Source organism: Calidifontibacillus erzurumensis, assembly GCF_013303125.1.
Taxonomy (GTDB): domain Bacteria; phylum Bacillota; class Bacilli; order Bacillales; family Bacillaceae_J; genus Calidifontibacillus; species Calidifontibacillus erzurumensis.
The window spans coordinates 1-14,530 of sequence record NZ_JABTTE010000002.1; the positions used below are offsets into that span (position 1 = coordinate 1).

At 34.3% G+C, this 14,530-nt stretch carries 12 protein-coding genes; 10 read left to right on the forward strand and 2 right to left on the reverse strand.

Going from position 1 to position 14,530, the window contains the following annotated elements:
* Window positions 1–876: GNAT family N-acetyltransferase (locus HR057_RS01825; RefSeq protein ID WP_173729708.1), on the reverse strand; the 876-nt coding region annotated here is incomplete at its 3' end.
* Window positions 877–1,273: 397 nt separating this feature from the next.
* Between HR057_RS01825 and HR057_RS01830 the strand changes: the two genes are divergently transcribed.
* The 5 genes from HR057_RS01830 to HR057_RS01850 all read left to right on the forward strand — a co-directional run bounded on the left by HR057_RS01830 (window position 1,274) and on the right by HR057_RS01850 (window position 7,091).
* On the forward strand, window positions 1,274–2,839 hold the full coding sequence (locus HR057_RS01830; protein WP_173729709.1) for a multicopper oxidase family protein: 1,566 nt from the start codon (window positions 1,274–1,276) through the stop codon (window positions 2,837–2,839).
* Between the two features lie 418 nt (window positions 2,840–3,257).
* On the forward strand, window positions 3,258–4,640 hold the full coding sequence (locus HR057_RS01835) for a sensor histidine kinase (RefSeq protein ID WP_173729710.1): 1,383 nt from the start codon (window positions 3,258–3,260) through the stop codon (window positions 4,638–4,640).
* Entirely contained in the window at window positions 4,637–5,302 is a 666-nt protein-coding gene (locus HR057_RS01840) for a response regulator transcription factor (protein ID WP_173729711.1), read from the forward strand. Before HR057_RS01835 ends, HR057_RS01840 begins: the two co-directional genes overlap by 4 nt.
* Before the next feature lie 435 nt (window positions 5,303–5,737).
* Window positions 5,738–6,469, forward strand: coding sequence for an urease accessory protein UreH domain-containing protein (locus HR057_RS01845; protein WP_173729712.1), 732 nt, complete (start codon window positions 5,738–5,740; stop codon window positions 6,467–6,469).
* Window positions 6,470–6,917: 448 nt separating this feature from the next.
* On the forward strand, window positions 6,918–7,091 hold the full coding sequence (locus tag HR057_RS01850; RefSeq protein WP_173729713.1) for a hypothetical protein: 174 nt from the start codon (window positions 6,918–6,920) through the stop codon (window positions 7,089–7,091).
* Between the two features lie 639 nt (window positions 7,092–7,730).
* Here HR057_RS01850 and HR057_RS01855 read toward each other — a convergent pair.
* Window positions 7,731–9,239, reverse strand: a complete 1,509-nt coding sequence (locus HR057_RS01855) for a long-chain-fatty-acid--CoA ligase (protein ID WP_173729714.1) — start codon at window positions 9,237–9,239, stop codon at window positions 7,731–7,733.
* A 226-nt stretch (window positions 9,240–9,465) separates the two neighbouring features.
* On the opposite strand from HR057_RS01855, the gene HR057_RS01860 reads away from it, so the two are divergent.
* The 5 genes from HR057_RS01860 to HR057_RS01880 all read left to right on the forward strand — a co-directional run bounded on the left by HR057_RS01860 (window position 9,466) and on the right by HR057_RS01880 (window position 14,246).
* Window positions 9,466–10,659, forward strand: a complete 1,194-nt coding sequence (locus tag HR057_RS01860; protein WP_173729715.1) for a thiolase family protein — start codon at window positions 9,466–9,468, stop codon at window positions 10,657–10,659.
* Window positions 10,660–10,670: 11 nt separating this feature from the next.
* Window positions 10,671–11,453 (forward strand): enoyl-CoA hydratase-related protein, encoded by a 783-nt coding sequence (locus HR057_RS01865; protein WP_173729716.1) that lies wholly within the window; start codon window positions 10,671–10,673, stop codon window positions 11,451–11,453.
* 11 nt (window positions 11,454–11,464) lie between these two features.
* Complete coding sequence (locus tag HR057_RS01870; protein ID WP_173729717.1) at window positions 11,465–12,610, forward strand: acyl-CoA dehydrogenase family protein; 1,146 nt, start codon at window positions 11,465–11,467, stop codon at window positions 12,608–12,610.
* A gap of 20 nt (window positions 12,611–12,630) precedes the next feature.
* Window positions 12,631–13,503 (forward strand): 3-hydroxyacyl-CoA dehydrogenase family protein, encoded by an 873-nt coding sequence (locus HR057_RS01875; RefSeq protein WP_230474322.1) that lies wholly within the window; start codon window positions 12,631–12,633, stop codon window positions 13,501–13,503.
* A gap of 101 nt (window positions 13,504–13,604) precedes the next feature.
* The gene (locus HR057_RS01880; RefSeq protein WP_173729718.1) at window positions 13,605–14,246 is read left to right on the forward strand and encodes a TetR/AcrR family transcriptional regulator; all 642 of its coding nucleotides are present in this window, start codon (window positions 13,605–13,607) and stop codon (window positions 14,244–14,246) included.
* Window positions 14,247–14,530: the final 284 nt, after the last annotated feature.

A 14,530-nucleotide genomic window follows, 5' to 3' on the forward strand; every position in this document is an offset into this window, starting at 1 on the left:
AAAGGAGTCGATGGCAATGTTCAGTACTTGTTCTTGTTTCGTTTCCACATTGTTTTTGTAGGCAGCGATTAAAACCATTCTCCAATATTCTTCAATGATTTTGGCATTGTTAAAGAAAATTTTTACCCATTTTGCGAAAGACGCCGGAACATGATCGCTTGTATATGTATAGTCTAACTGTTCAGTTTGATGGTTGGTTTCTTGGTTCAATTTGGGATTTTTGCGCTTTATTTCTCCGTTTGGATCTAATAACTTCCAGTAGGAAGGCCGATCATCTACAACATTTTCTTGCATTTGCGAACTATAAGATTGATAACTTTGGTTTACACTTTCTTTTGATTTGTCGTCTGTAGTCATTCCGTGCTGTGTGTGTTTGATTTCACCGTTATTTTTTACATCTTCTTTGTCATTCGAACGTTTCTTACGTTTATTAAAAATATTTTTAATAGTTTTTAATAAATATTTAGTTTTATTTGGCTGGTTCATTTTTTCCCCATCCGGTAGTTCATTGCTTGGAAAACGATTGAATACATACAAGTTGCTAGATTGGGATCCGTCTTTTCTTGAAGTTTCATAGACCGTTAAAATGCCGAGTTTTTTTGCTTTACCAAGCATTCGTTTAAATGTTGAGCGAGAGATGCCGTTGCCACGATATTCTTCATGAATAGCCTTCAAAACTGTTCCGATCTTTGCATTTGCCACGCCAGGAACTTTAGCTGCAAAACGAGCGAGCCACATGAAGCCGATGAGTTCTCCTTTTGTAAATTCCCTTTTATATTTTTCGCACCATTTTTCCATATGAGAGTTAAATTCTTCTAGATTGGAGAATTGAGAGTACTTTTGGAATTGTTCGATTTCGCTAGATATGATTTTCATAAATTTGCACCACCCTTTCACCATAGAAATAGTGAGTTTGAGCAAAAAAGGGGCAAGGGTGGGAAAATTTTTTTGTTTTTTTAAATTTGACCTAGGGGGCAACTTACAAATGGGTATGTAAAGAATAAAATTTGTATACCGAGGTAGTTTCATTTTTGAAAAAGGGAAGTAGGATGAATGGGGATAGTTTTCGGGCATTTGGACTAGCGCAGAATGAAGGAAGAAAAGTAACAAACTCTCGTTATTAAAAATGAATTTATTTGTGAAATTTTTTAGCAATTTTAAAAAAATGTGATAAATTTCCTTTACTTATTGAATTTTGTATTGTTATATCCATAATTTCTGCAAATTTATTTATTAAAATCCTCCTTGAATCAAAGAATTGGAGGGTTTTTAAATGATGTTAAAGCACACGGCATTATTAGCATCTGCTATTATCGCACTTTCAGCATGTGCATCCAATCAAAACAGCGAAATTAATCAAAAAAAGGAAGTAAATGTAGTACAGACTTCAAAAGAAACTAATCAAAAAGCTGGCACGACTACCAATATTGAGACTTTAAAAGGAAATGAATTTACGATTGTTGCAAAAGAAGCAACTCATCAATTAAATAGTAAACTTTCTGTAGAGGCATGGACATTTAACGGTTCAGTTCCAGGATCTCAAATTCGGATAAAGGAAGGGGAAAAAGTCAAAATAACATTGAAAAATGAACTTCCTGAACCTGTATCAATCCATTGGCATGGAATTCCTGTACCAAATATGATGGATGGCGTACCGGGTGTAACTCAAGATGCTGTCCAACCGGGTGAATCCTTCACGTATGAATTTACCGCAACCCATCCAGGTACGTATATGTACCATACCCATCAATCAGCAGTACATCAAATGGACAGAGGATTATATGGTTCCATCATTGTTGAACCAAAGGAAAAAACTTATGATCGAGATTACACCTTAATGTTAGATGAATGGATTGGCAATCCCTCATATTTTAATTCAGCCATGAATGACATGAGTGGAATGGATCATGGTAATATGCACCATGGTGCTTCCAGTCCTAATGACATGCACGGCAGCCCAACAATGGTCCATGATATGTCCATTTACGATGTATTTACTATAAATGGTAAAAGCGGTGATTTAGTAGAGCCTTTAAAGGTAAAAGAAGGGGAAACGGTTCGAATTCGTTTGGCGAATGTAGGGTTTTTATCACATAATATTCATTTACATGGACATAAGTTTAAGGTTGTAGCTATTGACGGTCAGGAGTTAAATGAACCGCAGGAAATTAAAGATCAATTAATTTCTATAGCTCCCGGTGAACGTTATGATATTGAGTTTGTAGCCGATAACCCAGGCATTTGGTATCTCGAGGATCATGGGGATACAAAAGGGACTGAAGGAATGAGAGCAATGATCCAATATGAGGGAGTTTCTGAATCAAAGGAACAATCTGATTTTAGAGAGCATTTACCGGTATTTTCATTTGTAAATTATGGGGCCAAGAAAAAAGGTGATTTCACTTTAGATCAAAAGTACGATGTGGAATATACAATGAATCTCGACGGAAATAACATGGATAATGTATTCACGATCAACGGTAAAACATTCCCTAATATTGATGGTCTATCTGTAAAAGAAGGAGATTTAGTAAAAGTAAAATTAGTGAATCACTCACCAGAAGGTGTGGACCATCCAATGCATTTGCATGGACATTTCTTCCAAGTATTAAGCAAAAATGGCAAGCCTTTAGAAGGTTCACCAATTATCAAAGATACGATTAATGTAAAACCGGGTGAAGAATACGTTGTTGCATTTAAGGCTGATAATTCGGGGAACTGGCTATTCCATTGTCATGATTTACACCACGCAACAGCAGGAATGGTGGATATAGTTAAATATAATGGATTCAAATCAAACTATACCCCAGATCCAAATGCAAACAATAAGCCTGAATAAGAAAAATGCGGTCGGTTTTTTGCTGGCCGCATTTTTCATGACTTCAATAGAGCATTAGGCAAGTTAAAAGTTTTTGCCGGGCTAACATATTCCAAGCGAATCCTATCCTTCTTTACTGCAACGGCCAGTACCAGTCTGTTAGGAATATAAATGTTCGGGTTTTTTAATGAAATTACTTTTTATAATTAAAATATCTATTTTAAAATGTAAAATCTCCCTAACCTTTTACTATTTTACTGTTTTTGAACTTTTAATGTATTTTGCACCCTCTCGAAAGTTTCTGCAAATTTTTCTTCTATATTTGAAATAAAAGAAAATTGTACTTTTACTGGGCAATAGGGAAAAGAAGTAAAATGACTCAAACAACCAACAATATGGTTCAATTAATTATAATTTGAAGTATTTGAAGGAGAATCTTATGAATAAACTTTCAGTTTGGTTAGGATTGTTATTTTTTATTTTTATATTATTAATTGAGACGATGCTGTTTTTCTTTTTATATCAAGGAATTATAAGTGAAAGAATTCAGAGTGAGACAGGAAATCTCCTTGCAAGAGGAACAACTCACCGAAATGTTTTAGAAAAGAATTTTCACGAATCAACAATCGAACATGTTGCATTAATGGAAACTGAAGCAGCAACAGATGTTGTTATTACCGATGAAAATTATAAAGTTATTCAATCTTCAAATAAAATAACAGAAGGTATGCAAGAGTTGATAAATAATAGTAAAACTATAAGTTATACGCATCATGGTATATTGTTGGAAGACAGATGGAAAACAGAAAAATATTTAGCAACTGTCAGTCCGATTGTTGTAAATAAAAAGATTGTTGGATTTGTGTATATGTTCCTAGAAACAGTGCCAATTCGTAATATGATCCATCAATTAACGAACCAATTTTTATTAATTGGTGTCATTTCAATATTCATCACTTTAATTACAATCTTCCTTTTATCGAAATTTATTGTTTCACCATTGCTAGAGATGAAGCGGGTCACAGAGCAATTAAGCAAGGGAAATCATGAAATTAAATTGAATACAAAACGTGATGATGAACTGGGAGATTTAGCACGTTCGATTCAACTTCTTTCCGATAATCTTCATCGCTTAAAAAAAGATCGCAACGAATTTTTATCAAGTATCTCCCATGAACTTAAAACACCGCTAACTTATTTAAAGGGCTATGCGGATATTGCAAGAAGGCCAAACATTACAAATGAACAACGGGATGAATACTTATCCATTATCAAAGAAGAAGCAGAAAATGTTGTTGTATTAGTAAACAATTTATTTGAATTGGCGAAGATGGATGAAAATCAATTTACGATTAATAAACAACCAGTAAGGTTGAAAGATCTTTTAGAAAAAATTAGACAAAAATTCCAGCCGGCCTTTCATGAAGAAAAAATTGATTTGAAAATCATCTGTCCGCCTAATATATCGGTTTCCGTCGATGCAGTACGATTTAGTCAAGTGATTAGTAACCTTTTAGACAATGCACTTAAACATTCCCCAGCTAATACAACAGTAACTGTTGAAGTTAAGCAAAATAAAACTGGAACGACTATTACCATTTCTGACGAGGGAGAAGGAATTCCAGAAGAAGATCTTCCAAATATTTGGGACCGACTATATAGAGTAGAGAAATCCCGATCCCGTTCAACCGGAGGAAGTGGAATTGGGCTTGCGATAGTAAAAAAAATTGTAGAAAGCCATGGCGGTGAAATATCAATTAAAAGCATCGTTAATAAAGGAACAACCTTTACTATTCATTTGAAGGATGGTGGTGCAATTTGAAAAAATTATTATTAGTAGATGATGAAGTGAGGATGTTGCAATTGTTAAAACTCTATTTGGAGCCACATGGTTTTGAATGCATGACGAAAACAAGTGGAAAGGAAGCCATCAAATATCTGATGGATCATAAGGTTGATTTAGTTTTACTAGATATTATGATGCCAGAAATGGACGGTTGGGAAACTGCTAAAAATATAAGAAGTTTTTCAAAAGTCCCAATTATTATGCTAACAGCAAGGGATCAAAGCTCTGACATGATAAAAGGACTGGGAATTGGTGCGGATGATTATATTACCAAGCCTTTCGAGGAAGAAATACTTTTAGCACGCATCAAAGCGTTACTTAGAAGAGTTAGTCCTCCAAGTAAGATTGAAGAGAACGGCTTAATTTGGAATGAGGGTAGCCATGAACTAACGTATAATGGGGAAGAAATCAACCTCACTCCGAAAGAGTTTGAAATGATTGGACTTTTAATAAAAAATAAGAAAACTGTTTTTAGTCGTGAAAAGTTAATTGAAATTATATGGGGTTTAAATTCTAATACCGAAGAGAGAACAGTAGATTCCCATATTCGAAATATACGAGACAAATGTAGAAAAGCTGGATTTCCAATTGAGGAACATTTAAAAACCGTGTGGGGTCTCGGATATAAATGGGAATGAACTCTTAAGTGTAGACCCCTAAAAGGCGATGAGACGGAAGAAATGATGAACTGGCTTGACCACTGTCTAGGGTCCAAGGCGGTGGTATGATGATTAGAATGATAATTTTTTGGATAATATTGATTTTTCTTGGGTTCTATTTCTTAAAAACATTGCTGAAGGAAAAAATCTAAAGGTCAGACACATATGAATATTTTAAAAGAACGATTGGTTAGGGAGAGAAATATCTGAAGAAGAATATAATCGTTTAAAACAAACTTTAATAGAATAAGAGTTGCCACCAATTCAAAAACAAGCTGAGAGGCAAGTGGTTGTTCAAACAGTCGTCGTATTTTCGAGGGTGATGTGTCCTTCTCCTAATTTTGTCCATTGGCAAATAAGCATTTTCAACCTAGAATTTTCGAACCCCCCCTATCGGTAGAGGTGATTATAATAGTGTATGAAGTTTTTAGTCAAATAAGTAATTTTCTAAGCCAACCATTGATGCGTTTTGCGTATGGATTTGAAGGTACTCCAATTCTCGCTGCATTGTTTTTAGGATTAGTGGGGGCAGTTGCGCCTTGCCAATTTACAGGCAATTTAGGAGCAATTGCGATATACGGCAATCGTTCATTACAGAACAACATCCCATGGTTTCAAATCATTTGGTTTACATTAGGAAAGATCGTTGTCTTTTCAGGATTAGGTTTGTTCGTGTGGTTACTTGGGCGAGAATTTCAAGATTCGTTAACGTTATTTTTTCCATGGATCCGAAAAACAGTAGGACCTATTCTCATCTTTATCGGTCTTTTCATGATTGGAATCATTAAAATGAATTGGTTTTTTACTCTTGGGAAAATTCCTGAAAGATTAAAAGAAGGACCATTAGGAGCATTCTTTTTAGGCGTTGGGTTTTCATTAGGCTTTTGTCCAACGATGTTTATCTTATTTTTTGTAACATTAATGCCTATTGTTTTTTCAACATCTTACGGCGTCATTTTACCGAGCGTTTTTGCAATCGGTACATCTTTGCCATTAATAATTGCCATTTTCTTCATTTGGTATTTCGATATGAGCGGTGTCAGCATGAAAAAGAAGGGCCGAAAAGTAGGGGCCATCGTTCAAAAGATAGCTGGTTGGATGATGATTATTTTAGGAATTTTAGATGCGGTGACTTATTGGGTTTAAATATTAATCTTGTTTCGCTCACACCATTGGATGAAAATTTTAGAGGAAAATTCAAGAAGAAAAAGGAAGAATAATATTTTTTTCGTTTAACGGATCTGTTCCATCTAGAAGTATTTATGGAGAGAAATTTAGACTTAAGACAAATAAAAACAATTTGTTCATTTATTTAACTGTTCTATTGACTATTTTTTTAACTTTTACATTTTTACGGCCATTAATAAATGTAAAATTCGTTAATAACGAGGGCTTTCTCTTCCAATATCAGTGTTCTTGCCCCCCCATATGGGGATCCTTATAGATACGTTGCCCTTTCATCGTTCAAAGGTAAAACTAGAAGAATTGTTAGAAATTCCACAGGAATGGTTTCATTAGGCACATGTTTGTGATGCAACAGGAGAAATACCATTAACATAGAAAAGACCTTATACATACAGCAAGAGAAGAGCGATTGTACTTGGGAGAAGGAAGGATTGATGTTGCCTCCATTCTCAGCCGGATGCCGGACATTCCTTATTCTTTAGGAATTCCTCATATTAAACGTGCGAGTGAATTAGGATACGAAGAATATGCGCGTCAATGCTTACAAACAGCAAAGGCATATTTTAACAAAAATGACTTCTAAAAAGAAAGCAGAAAAATAGGAACATGTTCCATATTAAATGATCTTTTAACAGTGTGCAAACAAATTGAATTTTTAAAAGGAAAAATTATCGCCTATCTTCTCCTTTTTTGGTTTCTTTAAAGTCACAAATTTAAATAGTCAATAAGAGCTATAAAGACTTCCTGATAGCTCGATTAGAAAAACTAAAAATTAAAAACATATGTATTATAATTTTATTTTTAAATAAGAAAGCCTAAACCAATTGATTTCAACGGTTTAGGCTTTCTAATGATTATTGATTTATTTTTCACTTGTTTTATTAAAACGAAAGCCAGGAGGGAACTTAGGCTTCCTATTGGACTTGACCTTTTCTGCTAATTAGTTTTTCCTAACCTCCTATCATATTAGTGCTAGATTTAACTGTATTGTATGTTATACTCGTTGTTCAGTATTTTGGAGATTATAGAAAGAAAATCTAATCATTTCATATAGTGGTAGGAGCTCCAGTTTTCGTATTGTACAGACTGTTATAATTAAAGCAAATCATTTCTGAATTTGTACTTTAAAACATTAAAAAAATACCCAATCCACCTCTTAATCTCAAAAGATAATTCGGAAATCTAATAGAATTCATTGTCCAAACAAATGTACAGTTTCAGGTTATGAATGTGAAAGCGCTCTTAATTTTTGTTTTAAAATTTTACCACTCATTGTTTTAGGGAGTTCATCCATTTGTTCAAAGTATTTTGGAATTTTATATGGAGCTAAATATTTTTTGCAAAAGTCGCTTAACTCCTCCTTAGTGATTGGCTTTGATGTATCTTTTAATGAATAAAAGGCTTTTAATTCTTCGCCCATAATTGGATCCGGAACACCAATGACACTAGCTTCAAATATATTCGGATGGCGATATAATACTTCTTCAATTTCCCTAGGATATATATTTAGGCCACCTCTTATGACCATATCTTTTTTTCGATCTACAATATAGAAATAACCATCCTCGTCTTGATAGGCAATGTCTCCTGTATATAACCAGCCATCTTTGATTGTTTTAGCTGTTTCTTCAGGTCTATTCCAATAACCTTTCATTACGTTAGGACCTTTCACGATTAATTCGCCTTTTTCACCAAATGGTAATTCATTTCCTTCTTCATCTACAATTTTAACTTGGACTCCTGGTATTGCAGGGCCAATAGAGCCTACTTTTTTAACGTCTTCTGGCTTATGGTTACATACGATTGGGGAACACTCAGTCAATCCATAACCTTCAAGCAATTCAAACCCAACAATTTCTTTCCAGCGATTTAATATTTCAGCAGGCACAGGAGCAGCTCCAGTAAATGCGATTCGTAATGATAATTTTGTTTCATAGATCTTTGGATGTTTTAATAACATTGCATAAACACTAGGTGGCCCAAAGAAAAATGTGATTTTTTCTTTTTCGAGCAAATTTAATACTTTTTCAGTTGAAAACTTTGGGATCACCATATTTGTTGCCCCAGCAATAAACATCGTTAACATACAATTTGTTTGGGAAGCGGAATGAAACAAAGGGGCATATATTAAACTTTTATCTTCTTTGGTGCAATGCAATATTTCTTTATAAGTCTTAGCGTTACTATATAATCCATAATGTGTTAACATCGCACCCTTTGGTTTTCCGGTTGTCCCAGAAGTATATAATATTTCACATACATCGTCTGCATTTGTTTTGTAAGGTTCGAAAGTTTCTGAGTAATTTTGGATGAAATGTGAAAAATGGTCGGCTACCTGATTAGAATCGATAACATAGACACCTAATAAATTTTTACTTACATTTTGAACAACTTCTATATTTTGCCTTGCAGTTTCCTCGCATATGTAAAGAGACGGTTGGCAATCTTGAGCAATAAATGAAATTTCATTTTTTGTAAATGCTGGATTTACAGGTACGACAATAGCCCCACACTTTATTGCAGCAAAAAAGTTGTAAACAAATTCGAATTTATTTCCAATTTGTAAAAGTACACGGTCACCCGGTTTAACTCCCTTATCGACCATTGCATTTGCCACTTTATTAATAAATTTTTCAAGTTGAAGGTAAGAAATGAGCCTATCCTCATTCATTAACGCTACTTTATTAGGGGAGGAAATAGAATGTTCAGTAATAATTGATGCTAAATTCATTTTTCTCGCTCCTTTATACAAAATTTGGGTATTTTTGTGTAAATGTCTTACAATTTCAAAACTTATTATAACAAATATGCTTAAAAAATCAAAAAATTCAAATGATTAAAAATATATTGACAACAAAAAGAAAGTTAGATTAATATTATTTGTGAGGTTAACCTCATTTGTTGGTTGTTATTATAAAAAATTTTCAAAACCACCACACATTGATTAGGAGGAAGGTATGGAAGACGTTTACATTGTTGATGGAATTCGAACTCCAATCGGAAAGTTTTGCGGTTCACTAAGTGATTACTCAGCAAAAGATTTGGCGAAAGTCGTCATGAATGAGGTATTAATAAGAACTAATTTAAATCCAGAGTACATAGATGAAATCATTACAGGAATTGCCAACCAACCGACAGATGCTTCGAATATAGGACGTGTTGCTGCTTTAGAACTTGGTTTTTCAAATAAAATTCCTGCTTATTCTGTAAATCGCAATTGCGGGTCTGGTATTCAAGCAATTTACAATGCTTTTCAATCCATTCGTTCAGAGGAATCAAATATAAATTTGGTTGTTGGGACTGAAAATATGAGTCAGTGGCCGTATCTACTTCGTGGTGCCAGACAAGGATTTATAATGAGAAATCAAGTTTTAGTTGATAGTCTTTGGGATTCATTAGAAGACCCAGTTGTTCATTTAATGATGGGGCAAACAGCAGAAATTGTTGCCAATGAGGTTGGCATCACCCGTGAGGAACAAGATCAATATGCCTTTGAAAGCCACCGAAAAGCAATCAATGCTAGAAATCAAGAAATCTTTTCGAAAGAGATCGTAAAAGTCGTTAAAAAGGACAAACGTGGAAATGAGGTTATTATCGAACATGACGAAGGACCGAATGAATTGACCACAGTGGAAAAATTATCAAAGTTACCTCCTACCTTTGAAAAAGGTGGTACGATTACAGCTGGAAATTCCTGTGGTATTAATGATGGAGCAGCTGCTTTGTTGGTAACTAATTTCAGAAGTTTACAAGAACATAAATTGAAACCAAGAGCTAGAATAGTATCCATTGCTTTCGCTGGATTAGAGCCTGAAAGAATGGGCCTAGGACCTGTTTACGCAGTTCCAAAAGCACTTTCAAAAGCAGGGCTAAGCCTCCAAGATATTGACTTAATAGAATTAAATGAGGCCTTTGCTGCACAGACATTAGCTTGCATGAAATTGTTAGAGTTAGATTCTGCAAAAGTAAATATTCACGGGGGAGCAATCGCATTAGGTCATCCAATTGGTGCGACTGGTGTGAGATTAATTATATCGCTATTGAATTCTCTTGAAATGTTAAATAAGAAATATGGTGTTGCAACTCTCTGTATCGGTGGAGGACTTGGTGGGGCGATTGTAATTGAAAATTTAAACTATAAAAAAGGGTAAAGGAGAGTTCGATGAAAGCTATTGAGCATATACGATTAAAAGTTGAAGGAGCAATTGCAATTATTACGATAGATCATCCTCCTGTTAATGCATTAAGTATGCAAACGATGGCTGAATTACATGAAGTGTTAACTGAAATTGAACAAAAAAAAGAAGTGAAAGTCGTTCTATTAAGAGGAAATGAAAAGTTATTTGTTGCAGGTGCTGATCTGTACGAACTATTAAAAACTGAGACTAATGAGGAAGCATATAAAATGTCTAAACTTGGTCATGAGTTAATGGATCGTATTGAAAATTTTCCAATTCCAGTCATTGCTTTAGTTGAAGGAGCATGTCTTGGAGGTGGTTTGGAATTAGCCATGGCGTGCCATATTAGAATTGCGAAAGATAATGCTATATTTGGGTTACCGGAAATTACTCTGGGCATCATCCCTGGTGCTGGAGGGACACAAAGGTTACCTAAATTAATAGAAAGTTCCAAAGCAATTGAAATGATCTTAACTGGTCGTAGAATTTCAGCTGGTGATGCGAAAAATTTAGGCTTAGTGCTAGATGTATATTCCGAGGAATCTTTTGAACAAGAAGCCTTTTCGCTTGCCAACAACATTGCAGATAAAGGGAAAGTTGCCATAACTTCTGCTTTAAAAGCTATTCAAGCAGGTCTTCATCATTCTGAACAAGAAGGATTCGAAGTAGAAGCAAATCTTTTTGGATTATGTTGTACGACAAATGATAAACAAGAAGGAATTAGTGCCTTTTTAAATAAAAGAAAAGCCAAATTTGAAGATAGATAGGAGAGAGCTTTATGGTGATAACAAAACAAGAACTAGATATTTTTTTAAAAACTATTCGTCAATTTGTAAAAGAAAGGATAGCACCACATGCTGCTTCTATTGATGAAAATCAAAAAGTACCAGAAGATTTAATGCAAGAAATAAGGGATATGGGATTATTTGGAGTGGCATTTCCAGAAAAGTATGGTGGTAGTGGCATAGGTTGGCGTGCTCAATTATTAATGACAGAAGAAATCGCAAAATATGAAGGTTCCATTCCATCTATAATAGGAGCTCATACGACAATTGCCGCTAATTCGATTTATATTGCAGGAACCGAAGAACAAAAGCAAAAATATTTAAAACCTTTAGCGGAAGGAAAATATTTAGGTGCATTTGCTTTGACTGAGCCAGGTGCTGGATCAGATGCAGCCGGCATACAAACAAAAGCAATTAAAACCGATAATGGATGGGTTCTAGATGGAAGAAAATGTTTTATTACTAATGCACCATCAGCAGATGTATTTATTGTTTTTGCAGTTAACGATCCTTCCAAAGGTTCACGGGGTGGAATTACAGCTTTTATTGTCGAAAAAGGTGCTCCTGGGTTAACGATTGGAAAGATTGAACATAAAATGGGAATCCGCGGATCGGAAACAAGTGATGTCATTTTAGAAAATGTTGAAGTAAAAGATTCGCAAGTATTAGGAGAAGTAGGGCAAGGTTTTAGAATTGCTATGCGTGTAATGCAAAATGGTCGTTTAAATATTGCTGCAATCTCCCTTGGAATGGCGAAAGGAGCCTTTGAACTTGCTTTGAATTATGCGCGAGAAAGAAAACAATTCGGTAAAACTCTTTCAAACTTCCAATCTATACAAAATAAAATTGCTGAAATGAAAATGAATATTTTTGCAATCGAATCTATGCTAGATCGGGCAATTACGCTAATGGAAGAAGACAAACCATTTAACTTAGAAGGAGCGATTTTGAAAGCATTTGCTTCTGAAAAGGCAGAGTGGATCATTAATGAAGCTTTGCAAATCTATGGTGGATATGGGTACATGAAAGATTATCCTTTAGAAAGAATGCTTCGTGATGTGAGAATTAATAGGATTTTCGAAGGGACAAGCGAAATTCAAAGAATGGTTATTGCCAAAGAAGTATTTCGGAATGAATAGAATGATGGAGAGTGGAGCATTTGCAAACAAATCATCTATTTTCTAAAGTAGGTGTTATTGGTTCAGGTATTATGGGGAGTGGGATTGCTCAAGTCATTGCTCAAGCGGGTTATTCTGTAAAAATATTTGATTTAAAAAAGGAAAATTTAGATCAAGCTTTCCTGCTTATCCAGAAAAATGTAAGAAAATGGTGTGAGAAAAAAGGAAAAACTGCAGAAGCAGAAATGATAATTAGTAAATTATCTAAAGCTGATCATTTAGAACAATTCAATGATGTAGACATTATAATTGAAGCGGTGACCGAGAAATTAGAAGTGAAAAAAGATTTGTTTTCTACACTGGAACAAATCGTTGATCAAGAAACTATTCTAGCATCGAATACTTCTGGCATTTCTATTTCTAAGATAGCAGAAGGATGTGTGCATAAAGAACGTGTAGTTGGAACTCACTTTTTTAATCCTGCTCATAAGATGCCGTTAGTTGAAATTATTCAAGGATTTGAAACATCAGAAAATACAATTACTAAAGTTATAGATTTTGTAAAAACACTTGAAAAAAGCCCGGTTCGTTGTCTAGATGTTCCTGGATTTATAGTCAATCGTATCGTAACACCAATGTTGAATGAAGCAATACATGCTCTAGAAAAAGGAATTGCTACAAAAGAAGATATCGATGAAGCTTTGAAAAAAGGTATGGGGCATCCAATGGGGCCTCTTCAACTGGCGGATTACATCGGATTGGATACACTGCTTTACTTTATGGATCATGTATATAAAGAAACTGGGAATGAAGCTTATAAGCCAGCTAAATTATTAAGAAAAATGGTAAAAAATGGTGAAATAGGTATGAAGACTGGGAAAGGATTTTATCAATACAATTTAATAAATTCTTAATTGCAAATGTGTATCCGTATTCCCCCCTTCATAAATAATTAAATAGCCTAACGTTATGGTACAATTTATATCAAATCATATTGACAGATGAAGGAGTAGTTATGGCTAAAAAAACTGGAGAAAAAGTACCTATTATTTTACAAGCAGCAAAAGAAATTTTTGCGCAATCAGGTTATCATCAAACTTCGATTGCAGCAATTGCAAAGAAAGCGGGAATAGCTGAAGGAACCGTCTATATTTATTTTGAAAATAAGGAAGATATTCTTATTACTTTATTTGAAACAACAATAAGAGATGAATTTTTAAACAAATTGGAGAATCATTTACCTTTTTTTAAAGATGCTAATCTAGCATTATATGAAATAGTTCGAGCTCATTTTGAATTTTTTGGAAAGGATCGTCAGTTAACAAGGGTTATTCAAATTGAGTTAAGGCAAACAACCCCAACTTTTATTGAAGCGATTAAACCTGTATTAAAAAAGCACTCAGTTATTATTGAAGAAGTAATTAGAAAAGGGCAAGAACAAGGGGTTTTTCGAAAAGATATTTCTTGCAGAAATGCTCGAAAACTTGTTTTCGGAACACTCGATGAAATGGTTACTTGTTGGGTGTTATCTACGAAAGAGTATGACTTATTTGAAATGGTAGAACCTGCTTATAAATTGTTCTATCAAGCTTTAATGAATTTATCTGATGAACCACTTGTTTATAAAGAAAGAGGTTCCTATGAAAATCAAATTTAGTGCTAGAACATTTGGGGTTGTTCTTTAAAGGTGTTGATCAATCTTTTGAATTCAAGAAACATTTTTAGAATGATTATCTAAAGGAATTTGAAAAAAATAAACCGATTCAGTATTGGCATAGGTTTGACGAAAAGCGGTTTTAACACAGCTTCAGTTGATACAAAGATGGCCTATGCCAAAGGACATCGGTATATTTTTTCGATACATTCAATCAATCTTCCTTAGTATCGATTGTGAGGCAATAGATTCAGAAAAGTAAATAGAAAAGGAAATTCAATGGTTTT